18 protein-coding genes and 1 pseudogene are annotated in these 19,508 nt (G+C 42.6%); 5 read left to right on the top strand and 14 right to left on the bottom strand.

Annotation, left to right across the window (positions count from 1 at the left end):
• Positions 1–214: 214 nt before the first annotated feature.
• Positions 215–481, top strand: coding sequence for a hypothetical protein (locus IM462_RS20560; RefSeq protein WP_287702072.1), 267 nt, complete (start codon positions 215–217; stop codon positions 479–481).
• 4 nt (positions 482–485) lie between these two features.
• On the opposite strand, the gene IM462_RS20555 is transcribed toward IM462_RS20560, so the two are convergent.
• The 7 genes from IM462_RS20555 to IM462_RS20525 form a co-directional block, all read right to left on the bottom strand.
• Entirely contained in the window at positions 486–914 is a 429-nt protein-coding gene (locus tag IM462_RS20555; RefSeq protein WP_002788601.1) for a type II toxin-antitoxin system VapC family toxin, read from the bottom strand.
• A gap of 9 nt (positions 915–923) precedes the next feature.
• On the bottom strand, positions 924–1,163 hold the full coding sequence (locus IM462_RS20550; RefSeq protein ID WP_149989826.1) for an antitoxin: 240 nt from the start codon (positions 1,161–1,163) through the stop codon (positions 924–926).
• Positions 1,164–1,185: 22 nt separating this feature from the next.
• Positions 1,186–1,398, bottom strand: a complete 213-nt coding sequence (locus tag IM462_RS20545) for a type II toxin-antitoxin system HicB family antitoxin (RefSeq protein ID WP_002753241.1) — start codon at positions 1,396–1,398, stop codon at positions 1,186–1,188.
• 9 nt (positions 1,399–1,407) lie between these two features.
• The gene (locus tag IM462_RS20540) at positions 1,408–2,232 is read right to left on the bottom strand and encodes a hypothetical protein (RefSeq protein WP_287702074.1); all 825 of its coding nucleotides are present in this window, start codon (positions 2,230–2,232) and stop codon (positions 1,408–1,410) included.
• On the bottom strand, positions 2,225–2,992 hold the full coding sequence (locus IM462_RS20535; protein WP_287702076.1) for a hypothetical protein: 768 nt from the start codon (positions 2,990–2,992) through the stop codon (positions 2,225–2,227). Before IM462_RS20535 ends, IM462_RS20540 begins: the two co-directional genes overlap by 8 nt.
• A gap of 209 nt (positions 2,993–3,201) precedes the next feature.
• A complete protein-coding gene (locus tag IM462_RS20530) occupies positions 3,202–4,083 on the bottom strand; it encodes a tetratricopeptide repeat protein (protein ID WP_287702078.1) in 882 nt (293 codons plus the stop codon).
• A gap of 34 nt (positions 4,084–4,117) precedes the next feature.
• Positions 4,118–4,264, bottom strand: a complete 147-nt coding sequence (locus IM462_RS20525; protein WP_172456657.1) for a hypothetical protein — start codon at positions 4,262–4,264, stop codon at positions 4,118–4,120.
• Between IM462_RS20525 and IM462_RS20520 the strand changes: the two genes are divergently transcribed.
• Both IM462_RS20520 and IM462_RS20515 read left to right on the top strand, forming a co-directional pair.
• The gene (locus IM462_RS20520; RefSeq protein ID WP_287702080.1) at positions 4,206–5,690 is read left to right on the top strand and encodes an efflux RND transporter periplasmic adaptor subunit; all 1,485 of its coding nucleotides are present in this window, start codon (positions 4,206–4,208) and stop codon (positions 5,688–5,690) included. The two genes, IM462_RS20525 and IM462_RS20520, sit on opposite strands and share 59 nt — an antisense overlap.
• 226 nt (positions 5,691–5,916) lie before the next feature.
• Complete coding sequence (locus tag IM462_RS20515; RefSeq protein ID WP_287702082.1) at positions 5,917–7,134, top strand: ABC transporter permease; 1,218 nt, start codon at positions 5,917–5,919, stop codon at positions 7,132–7,134.
• Positions 7,135–7,194: 60 nt separating this feature from the next.
• Here the strand turns inward: IM462_RS20515 and IM462_RS20510 are convergent, their stop codons facing one another.
• Entirely contained in the window at positions 7,195–7,626 is a 432-nt protein-coding gene (locus tag IM462_RS20510) for an NUDIX domain-containing protein (RefSeq protein WP_002753251.1), read from the bottom strand.
• Positions 7,627–7,902: 276 nt separating this feature from the next.
• Between IM462_RS20510 and IM462_RS20505 the strand changes: the two genes are divergently transcribed.
• Positions 7,903–8,832 (top strand): NAD(P)H-dependent glycerol-3-phosphate dehydrogenase, encoded by a 930-nt coding sequence (locus IM462_RS20505; protein ID WP_287702085.1) that lies wholly within the window; start codon positions 7,903–7,905, stop codon positions 8,830–8,832.
• Positions 8,833–8,950: 118 nt separating this feature from the next.
• On the opposite strand, the gene IM462_RS20500 is transcribed toward IM462_RS20505, so the two are convergent.
• The 3 genes from IM462_RS20500 to sir form a co-directional block, all read right to left on the bottom strand.
• Positions 8,951–10,030, bottom strand: a complete 1,080-nt coding sequence (locus IM462_RS20500) for an MAE_28990/MAE_18760 family HEPN-like nuclease (protein WP_287702087.1) — start codon at positions 10,028–10,030, stop codon at positions 8,951–8,953.
• A gap of 2 nt (positions 10,031–10,032) precedes the next feature.
• The gene (locus tag IM462_RS20495) at positions 10,033–11,292 is read right to left on the bottom strand and encodes a GmrSD restriction endonuclease domain-containing protein (RefSeq protein WP_353737357.1); all 1,260 of its coding nucleotides are present in this window, start codon (positions 11,290–11,292) and stop codon (positions 10,033–10,035) included.
• A gap of 129 nt (positions 11,293–11,421) precedes the next feature.
• Positions 11,422–13,359: a sulfite reductase, ferredoxin dependent gene (gene sir, locus IM462_RS20490; RefSeq protein WP_287702091.1), complete on the bottom strand. Its 1,938-nt coding sequence runs from the start codon at positions 13,357–13,359 to the stop codon at positions 11,422–11,424.
• 196 nt (positions 13,360–13,555) lie between these two features.
• Here sir and IM462_RS20485 point away from each other — a divergent pair, with 196 nt between their 5' ends.
• Positions 13,556–15,955 (top strand): FHA domain-containing protein, encoded by a 2,400-nt coding sequence (locus IM462_RS20485; RefSeq protein ID WP_287702094.1) that lies wholly within the window; start codon positions 13,556–13,558, stop codon positions 15,953–15,955.
• A gap of 50 nt (positions 15,956–16,005) precedes the next feature.
• Here the strand turns inward: IM462_RS20485 and msrA are convergent, their stop codons facing one another.
• The 3 genes and pseudogenes from msrA to IM462_RS20470 form a co-directional block, all read right to left on the bottom strand.
• Positions 16,006–16,668, bottom strand: coding sequence for a peptide-methionine (S)-S-oxide reductase MsrA (msrA, locus tag IM462_RS20480; protein WP_287702096.1), 663 nt, complete (start codon positions 16,666–16,668; stop codon positions 16,006–16,008).
• 135 nt (positions 16,669–16,803) lie between these two features.
• Positions 16,804–18,456 carry a DUF6930 domain-containing protein gene (locus IM462_RS20475; protein WP_287715555.1) on the bottom strand — a complete coding sequence of 551 codons (1,653 nt, stop codon included), beginning with the start codon at positions 18,454–18,456 and terminating at the stop codon, positions 16,804–16,806.
• Positions 18,457–18,532: 76 nt separating this feature from the next.
• A pseudogene (locus IM462_RS20470) lies at positions 18,533–19,508 on the bottom strand (caspase family protein); the annotation flags it as partial.

Here is a 19,508-nt window from a genome sequence, read left to right as displayed (position 1 = left end):
GATAGATGTGGTGCGTTACGACGGATTGTTAGATGATTGAGTAGGGGCGAAGCATTCGGACAATAACCTATTACTGAAACCCTAGATTTCCTATCCGAATGCTTCGCCCGTACCCCGAATTTTTCTCTAGCAAACTCAATTGGGGATGGGGGGTGAGTGCGATCATGGATTTTAAGCTATAATCAAAGATATTGATTTATCCCATGAAGTAACAATGTTATCGATTAATCTAGATCGAGAAACCGAGAACTATCTAGCAGACATCATTTCCGAAGAGAATATTAGCTCAGAAGAACTTCTGAAAAAACTCATTTACGAACATTGGCAAAGCTTAAAACCGCGTAAAACTTTATTACAACGCCGGGGAGGTCATCCTCAGCATCTTTTAGAAAATGCTCCACCTAATTTATCATTGCGAGAAAACCGCAAAAAAGTAGTGGCAGAATATATACAAAACCATCATCAGCAAGATCATTTATGACAAATTATCCCCCAAAAATTATTACAGAATCAATCAACCAATTCTCTAACTTCAAAGCAGGCACACGCTCAAATTCACGAGTATTTGCGGTAACAAGAGTCAGATCAAGCGCTAGAGAATGAGCAGCAATCAGTAAATCATTTGGACCGATTGGGGTTCCTGCTTGCTCCAAATGTTTACGAATTAGGGCATAGTGCTTATCTACAGTTGATTCTAATGGCAAAACTGTCAAGAACTCCAGGATGCGTTCTAGTTGCTGCACCAGACGGGAGGAACCACTTTTAACCACTCCAAATCTTAATTCACACGCCACAATGATGCTCGTACAAACGCTTTCTTCGCCGACATCCACAATATGCTGGAAAACCTGACCTTGGGGATACCTGATCAAATGTGATAGGATGTTAGTATCAAGCAGATATTGATAGGTCATTGGGTGGTACTAAAATGTGATGTCATCAAGGGAAAGCAACCCTTCATCTATATCAGGAAAATTGTCTGTAATGTCTGGCAAAGTAGTCAGCAAAGAAATTAGAGAACCGGAAGAAATCGGCTCAATGATTAAGCGATGACCTTCTTTGCGTAACAAAACCTCTGTGCTTGATAGGGCAAGTTCAGGAGGAATAGTTAAGACTTGCTCTTGTCCACTTGTTAGTAAAGAAACCTGACGTAAGTTTTGCATCTGTTGACCTCTTTGTTAATGATCACCTTACTATAATAGACGCTTCTAAGACAGAATATTCAGTATCTAAAACTTCTACTCCAAAGGTTTCAATATGAAAACGGAGTGCTGATTTCGCATCTTCTAGCACTTCTTGATATGATTCGCCTTCGCCAATGACAACACCTTCAATACCTAAAGGATAAGCAATATAGCCATCTGGGTGTTTTTCGACAATTATTTTAATGCTTTTCATGATTATTTTTTAAATAAATTTTCCCAATTCATCAAGCAAATCCATCGCCACCTCTAGCCAGTCCACCGCACCCTCTGAAGACGGCTCAGGCGTTGCTTCCCTTACCCCTTCCGGACGCGAGACTAAGGGTTTAAAATTCTCATGATTCTCGCTGGCCTTCTCTTCTAAAAACTCCTTTAATAGCGTCGGACGCTCATAGTCCTGCCGATAGTCCCAGACCCAGTTTAACACTGTGATTACCTCCGATCGCTGTTCCGCCGACCAGCCTTGTTTATCGATATACTGCGCCATGATTTGCTGACAGTTTTCCCACCGACGGTAAGCCTCCCACAGCGCCGATATAGGTTTCCTCATCGCCAAGGACACCGCGCCGCCTTCTGGGAAATCCTGACGCAGGTCCGAACTCAACAGAACCCCAGTTAACCAAGCTCCTCCTTCCCCTAGCTCGACTAAAATATAGGCCAATGTTGCTGGATTTAGGTCAATTTCGACCCTAATTTGGCTTAAATCCAACAGTTCTGCACCAGAGTCTTGAGGAATCAATATAGCTTCCAGTTTACCTAGCTTGGGTAGTACCACTTGAGCATTATCAGCCGCCGCAGCATCTACCTCTATCCCATGCTCTTCTAGATAATCTGTCAGCACCGCCGCCGCTAAGGTGTTCTGACGAATCAATTCCCCAAAGCTGGGATAGGGAACCCAAACAGAGTCGGCTAAATCTGTTTTAGGGTCTAAACCCGCAAGTTTAGCTAACTCAACCAGATCATCTGTATCTGCATTAGCAAGACGCAGGTACAGTTCTTCAACTTCTCGAATAAAATCCGCATCACTCATAACGCAATACCTGACGACTTAGATAGGGTTGGGTTTTATGCTTTAAAAATAACTTAGCTACTGCTAACTCAAATACGTTTAATTTGTGTCCAGAAATATCATCTTTAAATAAATTTTCTAAACCCGTAATCACAACCTGACGCATTTCATGAGTAAATGTCGCTTCAACGCTCCAGGGAACACCCGCAATTAACATTTTACCCAGGGAATCCGCTAATTCCCCAATCAAAACAGGCTCACCTGTCCTATTCTCGAACACCCACACAGGCTGATTATTTGCTCCCTTGTGACTAATTTGCGCTATTTTAAGCTGAAACTTATCCCCCTGGGACTCTTTCTGACGCTGTTCTCTAGCTCCCTTTAAGCTTGCTTTCGGTAAATCAGGAGTTACAGTTCCTTCTAGTTGAAACTTGCTTTCCTGTTCTCCTCCTAACTGACGTTCAATCTCCAACTCCCTTGCTAAAATCTTTTTCAACGCCTCATTTCTCAACTCAGAAGGCATTTGGCCATTCTCCAGTTTTAAGCGTAACTCTCCCCCCCGCAAACCAAACTTAACCCGTCCAAAGCGAAAATCAAGCCACTGCTCATTAAAATTAATCCGCACCGATAGGGCAAACGCCTCTGGTTCAGACTTGTTGAAACGGGAAAAAACACCCTTAGACTCAAGCGCAAGGGGTTCTCCCAAAATCTCCAAGTGCAGACATTCAGGACATTTATTATCATGTTCTGTCACCGCAATTGCCCTTGATTGCTTTGCCATCATCCTAGGCCTTTCAAAACCTTAACTGTAATAATTGTACTGTATGTGGGGTTTGCGGCAAAAAATTTGTTGTTTTGCTAATAAAGTCCCAAAACCATTTTTTAGCAAAGCTTCTACCGATATTCAGCCAGCCCTAATTAGTTAGAGCAAGCCTCAAGAATTCCTAGCAAATTAACTAAGGGGTTATCTTAATGCTTGCTGCTATCAGCTTAATTTTCTTCCTCCGCTTCTGGGGTTGGTTGTGGTAAACGAGCGATAAAATCTTTCATTTTAGGATGATTAAACATTTTCTCCGTATCTTGCAGAAGACGTTTACCCCAGAGATTTTCCTCTAAAAATTCTAGACTGACATAACGACTATCGCTAGTGAGAGCGGCCTGAGCTAATTTGAGGCCCTCCTCAGTTTTCCCTTGACTATAAATAGCCACCGCAATAGCTAACTGAGGTTCCGGCTGTTTAGGATCGATTTTCAAAGCGGCCCGCCAATCTTTAAGAGCGGCTTCCTTGTCACCCTGTTCGTATTTAACTAAACCAATATTATTAATAGCGGGCCAAAAATTTTTATCTTGACTAACAGCCTTTTCGTAAGCTGCGATCGCTTGGGGATATTGTGCTAACTTGAGATAGGAATTACCGAGATCAAAAAGAGCGGGGGAGATATCGGGTTTCATTTGCAAACCCGCTTCAATCTGGGCAATAGCAGACTTATAATCTTGATTCTGAAAATAGGCACTACCGAGGGAAAATTTAATATTAGCGTGGGCATCGGCGGGAGCAATGGACAAAGATTGATTTAATGCCTCGATACCGAGTTGCACCTGATCGTCTTGCAGATATAAACTACCGAGAATAAACCAAGTTTGATAGAGATGGGGGGCTAACTGCACCGCTAACTTAGCCCGTCCGAGGGCCGCATCGGTACGGCGAAAACGAGCTAATTGGATGGCATCTTCGGCGATTTCAATTCCCGCTTGTTCCATCTGTTCTAACTCCGGTTCGATGGCGTAGGGGAGTAGTGCTTGGGAAAAAGCCGGCGGGCTGCCAGCGACGAAAAAAATGAGCAAAGAAATGATTAATCGAAGTTTTGGCACAGTTTACCCCCGCGATAGGCCTTTTTTAATCAGTCTATCTCGCTTGGGAGTTGTTGGCTAAAGAAACAACAAAGGCAGCTCTAGAGACGTTAGTATATAACCAATTAACTTTTGGCTGATCGATGGCAATAACCGTGTTGGGAAAATCAAATCGCCCCCTATTTTGGATATTCGGACTCATGGCTAGTGGTTTTCTGGCGGTGGGAGTGGTTTCTTATCGCTTGCTGCAAACACCTCCTCCTGGCCTAGAATTGGCGAAAATGACCGTTCCTGCTCAACGGGAAACCCTCGCTGTGGAAATTAAAGCTAGTGGTAGGGTGGAACCAATCCAAAGTGTTAACATTAGCCCAAAAAACCCCGGCCGATTAGTGCGATTATTGGTGGATCAGGGCATGATTGTTAAAAAGGGACAAACCCTCGCGGTCATGGATAATTTAGAGGTGTATGCCCGAGGAATGCAGTCAGAAGCGCATCTAAGGGAAGCTCTAGCCAATCTGGAACAGGCTAAACGCAGCATTCCCGAAGATATCCGGCAATTACAGGCCCGATTTTATCAGGCCCAGGCCAGTTATAAGCAATTAGAAGCCCGTTTAGCTCAGGCCAAAGAAAGAATTCCCAAAGATTTAGACCAGCTGCAAGCTCAGGTACAAGCAGCCCAATCCCGTTTTCGACTAGCAGAAAATCGGGTTAAACGCAATGAAAATTTAGTCCGGGAAGGGGCGATCGCTCAAGACCAATTTGATGCCGTCCTCAATGAATATCTCAACGCCAGAGCTAATTTAGACGAATCGATCCGCCGTTTGGAACAAGCGGATAAAACCGCTTCCCCAGAGGTGGCCGGAATTGAGCAGGAAATGATCCGAGCGGCAGCAGTGATCGCAGAAGCGAAATTTGCCCTCGAACAACGCCAAAAAACCCAAGAAACCGAGCTGGCTCGACTAGAATCATCTGTAGCGGCCGCTAGGGCCGATTTAGAGCAAATTAAGATTCAATACCGCGATACGGTCATTACTGCTCCCTTTGATGGCATCGTCACCCAAAAATACGCCACCGAGGGTTCTTTTGTCACTCCCACCACTTCGGCCTCTAGCACCGCTTCCGCCACTTCCACCTCGATTATCGCCCTAGCATCGGGATTGGAAGTAATTGCTAAAGTGCCGGAAGTAGATGTCGGTTTATTGCAGCGCGGCCAACCCGTGCGAATTGTCGCCGATGCTTTTCCTGAAGAAGTCTTTGAAGGTCGAGTTATTCTCGTGGCTCCTGAAGCGATTATCGAGGATAATGTTACTTCTTTTGAGGTCAGAATCGGTTTGGTGACGGGACGGGACAAACTTAAATCGAAAATGAATGTGGATGTAACTTTTGTCGGCCAGCAGTTAGATAATGCCCTCGTCGTGCCGACTGTCGCCATTGTCACCCGGGAAGGCAAGTCAGGGGTTTTAGTTCCCGATGCCGAAAATAAACCCAGTTTTAAACCCGTTTCGATTGGTTTGGTCTTGGACGATAAAACCCAAATTTTATCAGGTTTGGAAGCCGGAGAAAAGGTCTTTATCGATCTCCCCGAAGGAGCCGAAGATACCTCGAAAAATAAAATCAGTAATCAGTAACCAGTAACCAGTAACCAGTAACCAGTGAAAGATACTATAGCGTTTTTCAGTCTGCTGAGGTACAAAAGTTATGGTTTTTAGGCAAAAGGAAAGAAAAATATGTGTACCTCACTAGCTTAGGAAACGCTATAAATTTATCGAAAATTGAAAACTTAAACCTAATAACTTAAAACTTAAAACTTAAACCTGATAACTGATAACTGATAACTGATAACTGATAACTGATATGTTTATCACCGAAAGTTTAAAAATGGCCGTCTCCACCCTAAGGGCCAATAAAGTGCGTAGCGGCCTAACCATGCTAGGAATTATCATCGGTAACGCTTCAGTAGTGGCCATGATCGGTATTGGCCAAGGGGCGCAAACCTTAGCCAATGACCAATTTGCTAACTTGGGACCCAATACCATTTTTGTGGTGCCGGGGTCGCGACAAGCACGCAATACCACCGTTGATTTACCGAAAACCCTGGTTTTAGCCGATGCTCAGGCGATCGCCGAACAGGTTCCCACCGTCGCTGAAGTCGCCCCGGAAATAAACGCTCGTTTCCTGATTTCCTATCGTAATCGCAACATGACGGCTCTAGTCACGGGAAGCACCCCAGAATACGCTTCTGTTCGCAATTTTACCCTAGAAAAAGGTCGTTTTATCAATAATATCGATCTAGCCCGCAACAAACGGGTAACGGTGATCGGCCGTGAAGTGGCAGCGCAACTTTTCCCCACCCAAAATCCCCTCGGTCAACAGCTGCGGATCAAAAATCTCAGTTTTGAGGTGATCGGGATTTTAGAGGCGAAAGGCTCCTTTTTTGGCAATAATCAGGATGAAATGCTGATTATTCCCCTTAGTACCATGAACTCGCAACTGGTGGGCAAAACCGGACCCTACGGTGTCGAGTTGAGTTGGATTAGTCTCAACGCGCGATCGGGGAAGGAAATCCGCGCTGCTAAGTTCCAAATCCAGAATCTCCTGCGTTTACGCCATAAAATCGTCGCTGAGGATGATTTTCGCGTCGAAACTGCTAAACAGATGATCGAAATCTTCGGCGCGATTACCCAGGGTCTAACCCTACTTTTGGCTCTAATCGCCGGTATTTCCCTAATTGTCGGGGGTATCGGGGTGATGAATATTATGCTGGTTTCGGTTTCGGAAAGAACCGGGGAAATCGGACTAAGAAAAGCGATCGGAGCCAGAGAACAGGATATTCTCTTACAATTTCTGATTGAATCAACTCTCGTTTCCATCGCCGGCGGTGCGTTTGGTATTCTCTTCGGTGCAGGAGCGATCGTTCTCGTCTCCAGTTTCTCTCCCCTGGCTGCCACTGTTTCCGCCAGCGCCGTCGCCCTGTCTTTGAGTGTTTCCACGGGTATTGGTCTCTTTTTCGGCGTTTTTCCCGCCTATCGTGCCTCTAAATTGGAACCGATTGTCGCCCTCAGAAGTGTATAATTTTTTAAGTTTTTTCGGGGACGTTTTTGGCAAGGATTGCTTTTATAGCTAAGTTGGGGTTTAATGTGTGGGACGGATTTTATAATCCCGATAACGACGATAATCATTGAGGATGCGATCGTGATCAAAGCATAAAGGTTGGGGGAATTCCCAGAGATGAAAAATCCCGACTTTTTTGGCATCATCGGCAGCGATCGGTTTTCCTTTTGCCGTGGCGATAAAAACGATACTAATGGTGTGTTGACGTGCATCGCGGCTAGGATCGGAATAGACGTGAAATTGCTCGATTAACTGCACCTGCAAGCTGATTTCCTCGTAAGCTTCCCGAATTGCCGCCGTTTCCACCGATTCGCCGTAGTCCACGAATCCCCCCGGAATTGCCCAGCCAAAGGGCGGATTTTTTCTCTCAATTAGTACGATCGGACGGTGGGGCGAGTCGATCAGTTCGATGATAATATCAACAGTGGGGGCAGGATTGCGATAGGTTGTCATTTTTTTCAGTTGTCAGTGAACAGTTAAGTAAGTAGTTATAATTAAATTGAAGATAGATTTTGCCTCTGATCCCCCCTGCCCCCCTTGATAAGGGGGGTGCCGATAGGCGGGGGGATCCCCCCTGCCCCCCTTGATAAGGGGGGATCAGACAACTTTTAACACCTACCTACTTATCAGTAATCGGTCAATAATTTCATTTAAGACTCATAACCTTGAAATCGAATCCTTTCTAACCAGTCACTGATCAGGGATCACTAATAAGGAGGGGAATAAAAGTTGTTAGAAAATGCCAAGAAAATTACGGTGATAGGTGGGGGAATTTGGGGACAAACTCTCGCTAATTTGGCTAGACTTAATCACTTAGCTGTTAGGATTTGGTCTCGTCATACTGGGGAAGATTTAGGGGCTATTATAGCAGATACTGATGTAATTATTTCAGCAGTTTCGATTAAAGGAGTTGTTCCCACGATCGAACAATTACAGCAATTACAATTAAATTCTTCCACAATTATCGTCACCGCCACTAAAGGATTAGAGCCAATCACCACTCGTACCCCTTTTCATCTCTGGAATCAAGCTTTTCCCGCTAATCCCCTTGTGGTTCTTTCTGGTCCCAATTTAGCTAAAGAAATTAATCAAGGTTTACCCGCTGCGACAGTGGTAGCAAGTTATCAGCAAAAAGCGGCAATATTGTTACAAAAATTATTATCTGGGGAATCTTTTCGGGTTTATCTGAATAGCGATCCCTTGGGAACAGAGTTAGGTGGCACTCTTAAAAATGTCATGGCGATCGCTTCTGGGGTTTGTGATGGTTTACAGTTAGGTACTAATGCCAAATCTGCCCTATTAACTCGCGCTTTACCGGAAATAATTCGGGTGGGAACTTGTCTAGGAGGTTGTCAAGAAACTTTCTTCGGTTTATCGGGTTTAGGGGATTTATTAGCTACCTGTAATAGTCCTTTATCCCGCAATTATCAAGTGGGTTATCAATTAGCTTTAGGTTTATCTTTGCCTGAGATTTTAGAGAAGTTAGAGGGAACTGCCGAGGGAATAAATACCACAGAAGTTTTGATGAGAATTGCCCAAGAAAAAAATTTATATGTACCGATTACCTGTCAAGTTGATCGTCTTTTGCGCGGGGAAATTTCTCCCCAAGTTGCCGTTTATGAATTAATGCGTCGGGATCTAAAAGCAGAATTTGATTAAGAAACAAGAGATTTTTTAGTAAACAGTAAAAAGTAATCCGTGAGGGGTTGGGGAGTGGGGAAATGATGCCAAATCTGGTTATAATTCACATTTACCAGAAACGCTATATTCATTTCAATCATTCCGAAATAACTAAATAAACTTCTAATCCTCTTTGACCTTCTTTGTCAAATTTTAAGCCTATTTCAGAATCTTTTATCTCTCTGATTGGAATTCTTCGGCGAGGGGTATTTTTGCCATTTTTATTAACTTGAATACTTTCAATAATAGCATTTTGACATATTTTTTTATTTTCACTGACTAAAAAAACTTTTTTACCAACTTCTAGTCTTTTATTGGGTTCCTGTGGCTCATCTGATATTTTGATAGCGCAAGCTTGTTGCTGTTGATACCAATTGACAACTTTACCGATCTTTTGAAGCTTTCCTATCTTTTTCTTCCTATCAACAAAGCAATAAAGAACTAATTCACTCATAGCTTGACATATAGCTTCGACAAAATCACATAATTGTAGTAACTCATTGGCATTAAGAACGGTATCTATTTCTTTACCATGAGCAGAATTATTACGAAGTTCTATAAAATTCTTTAATTCATTTTCCACACTACCCCTACTATTATTGTCAATAAAATTCTTAACTTTTTTATGATTTTCTATCCATTGCCAAGAATCAGTTGCAGATATGCCAGCATCGACTAAAAGTCTGGTTAATTGCTCTTTTCTCAGATTAGCTTCATGTAACAAAAAAGCAGCTGATGTGAGATTATATTTAGTTGTATTTTTGTATTCAGTATCAAATAAATTTTTGATAATGTCCCTCTCTGAAAGAGAATCGAAGCGATTTCTTTTATTTTCATTGCCCAGTAATGTAGCACAACCAGTCTGATGCTTATTTCTTACAGATTCAGGTAAATCTTGATAGCAACTATATAATTGAGGCAGCAAAATAATCCAATCTCCCACTAGATTTTCGACAAAATTTTCGTAAAGAGCATATAACCTTGTGATAGATGAACAATGATCGTTAACTAGCCACTTGTCTCTTAAAGGAGCATTTGCTTGAAGATATTTTAAGTCTTCTGTGTTGAGTTGTGAAGGATTATCCGCAATAATTTCTCTAAGTTTTTCACTGATATTAATTATTGATCGAATGGTCTTTATCTCATCCTTTAGGTTATTTAAAAGTCCTTCAAACATTCTCAAATACTCTGCTTAAGAACTCGTTGAATCAGAGAATCAAAAATTTGAATACGAGCTTTAAAATCATCTTTTGTATCCCCTTCTCCGGTGAAAAGTCCTTTTTTTAATTTTTTATCTTGATGAGTAATTCCCTGGGAATCTTGAGTAAATAAGCTGATAGTTTCATCAATTATCGCTGATTTTCTAGTAATTAATTCTTGATAATCAGATAAATGGTTGCTGAAACTGATCATCACTGCATCATAGTAAACTTTATAAGCTTTCGATTTATGTGTTTTGGTTTTACTATCGAAAGGCTTAAATAACTTATCCTGATAAATGTTAGATACTAACTCTATGGTTTGGTTAAATACTTGCTCGAACTCTTGGATATTCTCGTCGGAAAAATTAAGACTTTTTTTCATCATATAATTATCCAGATATTTAGATAAATTACCAGTATATTGATCAATATCCCTCAGGGCAAAAAAACGGAGGATTAATTCTACATCTTCCATCTTTTTATAAAATCCATTTTCTTTAAGTTCTTCTTTATCATCAATAGGAATATCCCAAGCTTTAGCAAAAATAGTATTCTCAGAAAGCTTTAATAAAAGTTCATTGAATTTCCCAGAGTAAAGACAGTTTCTTATTTCTTGTCGACTCAAACGTACACCTCCTGTATTGAGGCGTTCAAAAACCAGTTGTTTTAAAGATAAAGCTTCCTCTATATCCGATAGAGACTCGGTAATAACAACTATAGTTGAAATGGCTCGTCGATTGATACCATCTTTGATTTTTGCAGGAAGACTTTCATAGGTTCTTCCTTCTAATTCAGGCCAGATATCTAACCCTGTTAATTTTAATTTGTTATTATAAAAATTCTCAATTGCTGTGATTCTTTGTTGACCATCCATTACTTGATATGAGTTATAGGAAGTTTCATAGAGAATCAGAGGAGGTACGGGAATATTCATCAAAAAAGATTCAATTAGTCTCGATTGTTTTTGTGCGTCCCAGCGATCCCGTCTCTGATAGAAAGGACGCTTTTCCATATAGTTAGGTTTATTTAAAGACTCAGCAAAACTAGGCAACTTTTCTCGATTCATTTCTAATAATATTCTTCGTTCACCTTGTTCATATTTTTCATTAATTTCATTATCTGATAATTTTTTAACATCCTTTCGGGAACGTTTTTGCCAAGGATTTGTTTTAGTTTGTGAGATTGTCATAATTTCCCACCAGAGGCGTACAAATTGAGATGACCAGACTTCCCTCATTCATTTTTAAGCATAGACTGAGGATATATACGAGAATTAGGAGTTATTGGTAATCTTCCCAGATAACTCTCAAAAGTTAATTCTCTTAAATTGACAACTGGTCACTGATAACTGGTCACTGATAACTGATTAGGATTTTTGGCTGAAATAGGCCTCTAGCGCCTCATTGATGATTTGATTCATCGGCCGTTTTTCCGTTTCCGAAGCTTCCTTGAGACGGACAAACATATCATCGGGGACGCTGACACGGTTTTGATTTTTACGCACGCGTTTGGGTTTTGATTCAGTGGTAGTAGTTTCGGTCATTTTAGGTGTGTAGGTGGCTGAAAATGCTTGTAAAGCAGGGAAATTGACTCGATGACAGAATTCTCCGAAGGTTTCGTTATTTTGTTGATCCTGTTGGAAGTAAACGAAAATCGGTTCTAAGACCTTTTCTAGATCATCGATCGCCATTTTATCCAAATAGGGACGCGCTAGTCGAGTTTGATCGGCTGTTCCCCCTAACCAGAGTTGGTAGGAATTGGGAGCGCTACCCACAAATCCTAATTCTGCCATATAGGGACGCGCGCAGCCATTAGGACATCCTGTCATGCGGATGACAAATTCCTCTTTGCTTAATCCTAAGCGATTAAGCAGGGTGCGAATGCGTTCAATCACGCTGGGTAAAATTCTTTCTGACTCAGTAATCGCTAATCCACAGGTGGGCCAAGCGGGACAGGCCATGGCATAACGAGTTAAAGGGTCAATTTCGGCGGGATTGGTGACAATTCCGTGTTCTTTCAGGATCGCCTCGATCGCTTGCTGATCCTTGGGTTCAATTTCGTAGAGAATGATATTATGGTTAGCCGTCAAGCGCATGGGCAACTGAAAACGCTCGATAATCACTTTTAAGGCGGTTTTTAGCTGAAAACTGCCTTCATTTTTGACCCGGCCATTCTCCACAGAAAGACCAAAAAATAATTTTCCGTCTCCCTGTTCATTCCATCCCAAAAAGTCTTGATATTTCCAATCGGGGAGGGGTTGGTAGGGGGCAATTTTTTGGCCGAAATAACCCTCAACAGTGCTGCGGAATTTTTCTACTCCCCATTCTTCGAGGATATATTTCATTCTCGCATGACGACGATCGCCGCGATCACCGTAATCTCTTTGAGTTGCCACGATCGCTTTTACCAGATCGTACACCTCTTCTTTGTCCACATAACCGATCGGATCGGCCATTCTGGGGAAAGTTTCCTCCTTATTGTGGGTTCTTCCCAGTCCACCCCCCGCAAGGATGTTAAAACCCTGTAATTGACCATTTGCGTCGGTAATCACCACTAAACCGAGGTCATTGGTGTAGATATCGATGGAGTTGTCCCCCGGCACTGTGACACCGATCTTGAACTTACGGGGCATATAATGTTGACCGTAGATCGGTTCGATGGGATCGTTTTTGTTAATGCCATTTGTATCTTTTTGTCTCGATGCCTTGACTTCTGGCGCTTCTTCTGCACTGATCACTTTTTCGCCATCGAGCCAAATTTCGTAATAAGCTCCAGTTTGGGGAGTGAGCAAATCGGCGATATTATTGGCATATTCCCAAGCATAGCCGTATTCGGGGCGATTTTTGTAGGGGGCTGGCGGTGCGGTGACATTGCGGTTAACATCACCACAGGCCGCTAAAGTGGATCCCATACTGCGGATAATTTCCCCGAGGGTAGCTTTGAGATTTTTCTTTAAAATGCCGTGTAATTGGAAGCCTTGGCGGGTTGTCACGCGTAAAGTGCCGTTACCGTAGCGATCGGACAAACTATCGAGGGTAAGATATAGTTGCGCGGGAATAAAACCCCCCGGACTGCGGGTACGCAACATCATTTGATAGTCTTTTTCTTGACCTTTGGCTCTATTGTCGCGATTATCCTGTTGATAGGAACCGTGAAATTTGAGGATCTGCACCGCCGCATCGGTAAAATGGGTTGTATCTTCGAGGAGTTCACTGGCCAAAGGTTCTCGTAGATAATTACTGCGTTCTTTGATACCTTCGACTTTAGAAACCTTGGCGGTAGGAGAAATAGGAGTTGTAACCATCGTCTAACAGCACGATAACCTGTGGATAGGTCTTAGGAATAGGAATTTAGACAAGCTCGATCGATCCTAAGAAGTTTTACTAAGATGATCTCTAGAGTTCGTTCCAGACTCTGAGGTTAACAGTAGCGATCGAGACCTTAATTCTATCTTAGCTTCTTACCGTCCCCCGCGAACGCCACCCACCGATCAACTTTTTATGACCAATTCTCCCAACATTAAAACGGTTATTAGTCAAGAACCCTACATTATTCTTAACAATCAGGGAGAAATTCTCCCTTCTATTAATCTGAGTCGTCCTAATTATAAATTGGGACGGGATGATCAACAGGTAGATTTAGTTGTTCCCCAACACTGGACGGTGGTGAGTCGAGTCCAAGCTTGTTTTCGTCGTCAGGGAGATGATTACTATATCTACGATGGAGACGGGACTAATCCTAGTTCCAATAAACTTTTTATCAATAATCGCGTCATTACTCCCAAAGAGGGCTATCTTTTACGAAATGGAGATGAGATTAATATCGGTCAAGATGCCAAAATTTCGGTCAAGATCACCTATTATCATCCTAACCAACCAGTAAAAAGCCAATCTTTAGCTTTTAAATCAGTTTCCCTAAGCAATCGCAGTGTAGTTTTAGGACGAGATAATGCTGCCACTGTGGTTTTAGACGCTCCGACAATTTCTCGACAACACGCGATTATCGATAGCGATAACCAAAATCGTTATATTCTCTACGACAAAAGCACCAATGGAGTCTTTATCGACGGACAAAAAGTATCGGGTAGTGCCATTTTAACCAACGGTTGTACGGTGAGAATCGGCCCCTATAGTTTTCGGTTGCAGGGAGATGAATTGGTTTTATTAGATACGGGGGATAATATCCGTCTAGATGCCGAAAATATCGTCAGGATGGTGCGGGATAAAAAGAAACGACCTTTGATAATTCTCAATCATATCTCCTTACCGATCGAACCGAGTCAATTAGTGGCGATTGTCGGGGGAAGTGGTGCGGGAAAATCGACTTTCTTAAAGACTTTATTAGGAATTGAACCCACCACATCGGGAACTGTTTATCTGAATGGGGAAGAGCTGCGCCAGAATTTTAATATCTATCGCACCCAAATCGGTTATGTTCCCCAATACGATATCGTTCACAGGGATTTAACTGTGGGAGAAGTGTTATATTATGCTTCTAAATTAAGGCTACCTCCGGATCTTAATTGCCAAGAAGTGATCGAGAAAACCCTGCAGCAGGTGGAATTGTTAGAAAGAAGAAATACTTTAGTCAGAGACTTAAGCGGTGGTCAATTAAAAAGGGTAAGTATTGCGGTAGAATTATTAGCTAATCCCAAATTATTCTTTTTAGATGAACCCACCTCGGGATTAGACCCTGGTTTAGATAAAAAGATGATGGAATTGCTGGCAAAATTGGCCAAAGAAGGCAGAACAATTCTTCTAGTCACCCATGCTACTAATAATATCAATCTCTGCGATCGATTAGTTTTTCTCGGTCAAGGAGGCAATTTATGTTATTTTGGTTCTCCGGGGGAGGCCTTAAATTTTTTCTCTTTACCTCAGGGGGATTTTGCTGATGTTTATATTCATCTGGAAACTAGGGAAAAAGTTGAGCAAGAATGCCAACGTTTCCAACAATCCGACTACTACAAAAATAATATTGAAGCAAGAATCGGTAAAATATTTCAGCAAAATAATAGTAAACCGCAACAGGTTCAACAGTCTTTTTGGCTACAACTACAGGTTTTATGTCAACGCTATAGCCAGTTAATTATCCGCGATCAGGTTAGTTTAATTTTATACCTATTAACCGCCCCGATCGGAATTTTATTAATGGCCATGGTTTTAGGGGACAAAAATCCTTTATTTTTGGGAGATAATCCTAGTTTTGATCAGGCTATCGAATCGGCAACTTTAGCCTTAAAAACTCTCTTTGTTTTTACCTGCGCGGAATTGTGGGTAGGTTTTGCCTGTTCCCTACAGGAAATTGTCAAAGAATCAGCCATTTATCAGCGAGAAAGATTAGTTAATCTGGGATTATTACCCTATTTATTCTCAAAAACTCTGGTTTTAGCAGCCTTAGCTTTTCTGCAAACAATTGTAATTACCTGCGTGATATTTTCGGGATTTGCTGACCCGCAACCAGAGTTAATGACTTGGTTAATTGGCTGTTTTATTACCACATTTTTAACTATATTTGCGGCGATTAATCTCGGTTTATTAATTTCTGCTGGCGTTAGTAATATCACCCAAGCAAATAGCGCTTTACCTTTAATTTTAATTCCTCAGATTATCTTTGCTGGGGTATTATTTAACTTAGAAGGTCTAGGAAAATATCTATCATGGTTGATGATTAGTCGCTGGTCAATTGGTGCCTACGGGGTATTAGTAGAGGTGGAAACTATGATTGCAGAAGCGAAAGAACAAAATACTTTTAATATCCCTTTACCCTTTGAGGATGCCAATCAAGTTTATCAATTATCTATCAATAATTTGTTATTGAATTGGGGAGTTTTAATTCTTCATTCCCTTATTTATTTTCTACTTACCTATTGGTTGCAAAAAAGAAAAGATATTTTATGATCTGAATGATAACTGATAACTGATAACTGATAACTGACTCCTAACCCTACTTAAGTTAATTTCAGATCAAGAGCGATCGGACATTCCACTTTCGTTCCCCCTAAACCGCAGTAACCGCCGGGATTTTTCGCTAAATATTGCTGATGATAAACTTCAGCATAATAAAATTCAGGTGCGTCGATAATTTCCGTGGTAATTTGACCATGGCCCGCTTTATTGAGAGCTTCTTGATAGATCGATCGAGATTTTTCCGCTAATTGCTTTTGCTGGGGATTATAAGTATAGATACCCGATCGATACTGAGTTCCCGTATCATTACCCTGACGCATTCCTTGGGTGGGATTATGACTTTCCCAGAAAACCTTTAACAGTTGTTCGTAGGAAATCACACTGGGATCATAGACCACTAAGACCACTTCATTATGCCCAGTCATGCCGGTACACACTTCCTGATAGGTGGGATTGGGGGTGATACCAGCCGCATAACCTACGGCCGTAGTGTAAACTCCTTCTAATTGCCAAAATTTCCGCTCTGCTCCCCAAAAACAGCCTAAACCGAATATTGCGCTTTCCATACCAGCAGGAAAGGGGGGCTGCAAAGGATGACCGTTAACGTAGTGGGTGCTAGGTACGGGCATTTTTTCCGATCGCCCGGGTAGTGCTTCCCTTGCTGTGGGCAAAGTTACTTTTTTTCCGAATCCGAATAACACCATAATTAAGAATTTGTCGAGAAAGTTTTACTTTACTTTACATTGTCGCTTAATTTTAGGGATTTCAGTGATCAGATTAGAGTTTTCAGTTCACTGATTACTGTTCACTGAAAAAAGCTCCGTCGCTGCCGGTTCAAATTAACCGAAGTGAGGCATAAGAGTCAAAACCCCTAAGTCTAAATCTTTACTATCGATCGATTTTGCCTCGTAGAGGGCTAACATATCGTTTAATTGGGGATTACCGCAGGAGGAACCAGTTACCCCCATGGCAATAATCAAACCACAATAACCCTCGGTATTTTTGATGCGTTTTTGCCAATTGCGGCGAGCATTACGGTGGTCGGGATCATCTTGCTCGAATTCCCCAAACAGATAGAGATCACCGTTAGCCATTTTCAGAATCCCCAGATCATAACGGGTATCTTCGAGGGGATCTTCGCCGGGGTTAAAACCAATAGCCTCCAAACCGCCAGCTTGTTGGATTTTTTCGATCAGTTCCTTGGCTTTCGGTCGGGAGGTCTGGATCATAACCACGGGGAAACCCTCTCCTTTTGTGGGTACGGACTGGGGTTGATAATGGATTCTCGGCCGATTGCGAATTTTATCCAATAATTGCCAGGGAACCATTCCCAGACTGAGATGTGCATTATCAGGGACGAGATTCTCCTTGAGTACGGATTCTTCCTCATCATCATCCTCATCATCATCCTCATCGTCGTCGTCCTCCTCTAAGAGTTGCATAAATTCCGCACATAGATCGGGCATCGTGGCTACCGTCACCGCCACGGTTTCCCCTTTTGCCTGTTCGGGATCGAGGGGAATGCGAAAACGACGCTGTAATTCTCCGATCGGTTCTTCGGATAAAGCGGATTGATTGCCTTTAAAAAAGCGCAACAGAGCTATTAAAGCTAAATATACCGTGATTGCTTCTTCTTCATCTAAATAGGGGCGAATACCTTCGTAGGGATGCACGCTGCCGAAAACTGGATGGATTTGGGAGGGGGCAGCCGAGGCTAGATCGTAGTCATCCTCATCATCGTCCTCATCATCATCGGCCAATTCGTAGCTTAAAAACCAGCAATCTTGGGAAAGAAAGGCCTTTTCTAATCTTTCCATCGATTTTTCTTCTAAAGCGGACTGCCGGAATTGTTTGAGGGATTCTAGGGAACGATAGAGAATGATTCCGTATTCCCGACCGAGCATTCCCATGACACAGGCGTAAAGATTCGGGAAATCGGAGCGATCGAGCTTAATTTGCAAAATATCGTAATCAGCTAAACAGGACCAGGGTTCAGCTTTCCAAATTTCGTGAGCGGTTTTCACTAAAGCGGACTGCCAAGCGGGGGGAATTGCCGGGGGACGGTTATTTTGGAATTCCTCGAATCCGCGAAAGAGATCATCGATCAGGGGCAAATTGGGGACATAATCGATGGTGATATCGAGATCTTGCAGTACTCCGCGCAGAAAAAACTGTGTTTCTCGATCGCGGACGATAATTTTTTTCGGTCTGGCTGGCCGGGCGGGATTTTGGGGTGTTTCGATGGCGCGGATTAAGGTTCTCACCATGGCCTCCGGTCCGGTTTCGGGGGAAACTACTTCCATAGCGCGTACACAGCCCTCGCTACCATCCACCCAGATCACGCACTCGCCACCGCTTTCTTGATTTGGTTCTAGGGTGGCCCGGGGCATTCTCTCGGATAAGGATAAAGCACGACGATCTCCTTCCCAAACACTGGGAATTTGTGGAATTTTTTTGAGGCGGCTTTGGGTGGTCCGGGGCAGAAGATTCATCGGGAAATTTAGGGGTAGCTGTGTTAGGATTTTAACCTTTTCTTTTCAAGGATTCCATAAGAATTATTCTATCGATTTAGTCGATAACTTGATAAATAAACCGGAAACCTGACCAAGTTCCCAGATCAAAGGCGTATTCATCAATTACACTGCCAGAACTATCCATTTTCAAGCCTAAATCTAATTTTAGATCGCTCCAGAAAGCTCTGGCTATTTCTAGGGGGTTAGTCAGGGTGAGCAGTTGGGTGGCTTCTCCCTTGAGGCTTTGAGTGGCATTGAGAAGGGTCAAGGTTTTCGGGAAAGGATGGCGACTGAGGATCAGTAGATTTTCTCTGATGCCCTTGGGTTGACTAATTTTCCAATGCCCTTGGCGGTCATTGGGGATGGTGGCCTTGGTTTTGGCCGCCACGACAAAGGGGGCCAATGGGCTAGAATTGCTGAAATTATCGGGGTTTTCTGGACGGGAACAGTATAAAAGCGGTTGGCGATCGCTGTTGAGGACAAGGATCATTGCGTAGAGGGGTTGTTCTTCTTGATTTTCGATTTGATAGCGAATTTCCGTCCCGACGGGCAGAATTAAGTCATTTTTAGCGGTATTAGTCCCCCTGCTACCCGGGATTTTTTGGGTTTGTACCGTGGAGATATAGGTTTGATCGAGGCTTTCGAGGGTGACAATGACGGCTAAACCGGAGGATTCTTGATTGATCAACAAGTGCCACAATTTGCAGGCCAGCAGGGTTTCTAGTTGCGATTGCAGTCGTTTGATCCCCGATTTAATTGCTTCGTTGGCCGCCCCTAAACTACCGATAATTAGGGAGCCATTGGGAGATAATAACTGATAATTGCCAGTTTCTTCGCCACCAACTCGACTTAAGAGACAATCTACCGTTTGTTCACCAATGTTAACCACAGCGGCCACATCGGGCAAACTGGCAAAGGTACTGGTGGCATCTACCCGTTCAATCCGGGTTAAGTTACTATCCAAACCGACGATTAAACCGATTTGACTGGGAAAAACCCGCAATTTTTCCTGTAGAATCTGTCCTATTTCT

It is taken from the genome of Microcystis sp. M144S2 (assembly GCF_020246065.1).
Taxonomy (GTDB): domain Bacteria; phylum Cyanobacteriota; class Cyanobacteriia; order Cyanobacteriales; family Microcystaceae; genus Microcystis; species Microcystis ichthyoblabe_A.
This window is presented reverse-complemented; position numbering and strand designations above follow the sequence as displayed.

Bases quoted from the DNA above. Each gene is read 5' to 3' on its own strand.
- IM462_RS20515 (WP_287702082.1), top strand. From the start codon at position 5,917: ATGTTTATCACCGAAAGTTTAAAAATGGCCGTCTCCACCCTAAGGGCC.
- IM462_RS20520 (WP_287702080.1), top strand. From the start codon at position 4,206: ATGGCAATAACCGTGTTGGGAAAATCAAATCGCCCCCTATTTTGGATA.
- msrA (WP_287702096.1), bottom strand. From the start codon at position 16,668: ATGGTGTTATTCGGATTCGGAAAAAAAGTAACTTTGCCCACAGCAAGG.
- IM462_RS20495 (WP_353737357.1), bottom strand. From the start codon at position 11,292: ATGAGGGAAGTCTGGTCATCTCAATTTGTACGCCTCTGGTGGGAAATT.
- IM462_RS20525 (WP_172456657.1), bottom strand. From the start codon at position 4,264: ATGAGTCCGAATATCCAAAATAGGGGGCGATTTGATTTTCCCAACACG.
- IM462_RS20560 (WP_287702072.1), top strand. From the start codon at position 215: ATGTTATCGATTAATCTAGATCGAGAAACCGAGAACTATCTAGCAGAC.
- IM462_RS20545 (WP_002753241.1), bottom strand. From the start codon at position 1,398: ATGAAAAGCATTAAAATAATTGTCGAAAAACACCCAGATGGCTATATT.
- IM462_RS20535 (WP_287702076.1), bottom strand. From the start codon at position 2,992: ATGGCAAAGCAATCAAGGGCAATTGCGGTGACAGAACATGATAATAAA.
- IM462_RS20500 (WP_287702087.1), bottom strand. From the start codon at position 10,030: ATGTTTGAAGGACTTTTAAATAACCTAAAGGATGAGATAAAGACCATT.
- IM462_RS20555 (WP_002788601.1), bottom strand. From the start codon at position 914: ATGACCTATCAATATCTGCTTGATACTAACATCCTATCACATTTGATC.
- IM462_RS20475 (WP_287715555.1), bottom strand. From the start codon at position 18,456: ATGAATCTTCTGCCCCGGACCACCCAAAGCCGCCTCAAAAAAATTCCA.
- IM462_RS20510 (WP_002753251.1), bottom strand. From the start codon at position 7,626: ATGACAACCTATCGCAATCCTGCCCCCACTGTTGATATTATCATCGAA.
- sir (WP_287702091.1), bottom strand. From the start codon at position 13,359: ATGGTTACAACTCCTATTTCTCCTACCGCCAAGGTTTCTAAAGTCGAA.
- IM462_RS20540 (WP_287702074.1), bottom strand. From the start codon at position 2,232: ATGAGTGATGCGGATTTTATTCGAGAAGTTGAAGAACTGTACCTGCGT.
- IM462_RS20485 (WP_287702094.1), top strand. From the start codon at position 13,556: ATGACCAATTCTCCCAACATTAAAACGGTTATTAGTCAAGAACCCTAC.
- IM462_RS20550 (WP_149989826.1), bottom strand. From the start codon at position 1,163: ATGCAAAACTTACGTCAGGTTTCTTTACTAACAAGTGGACAAGAGCAA.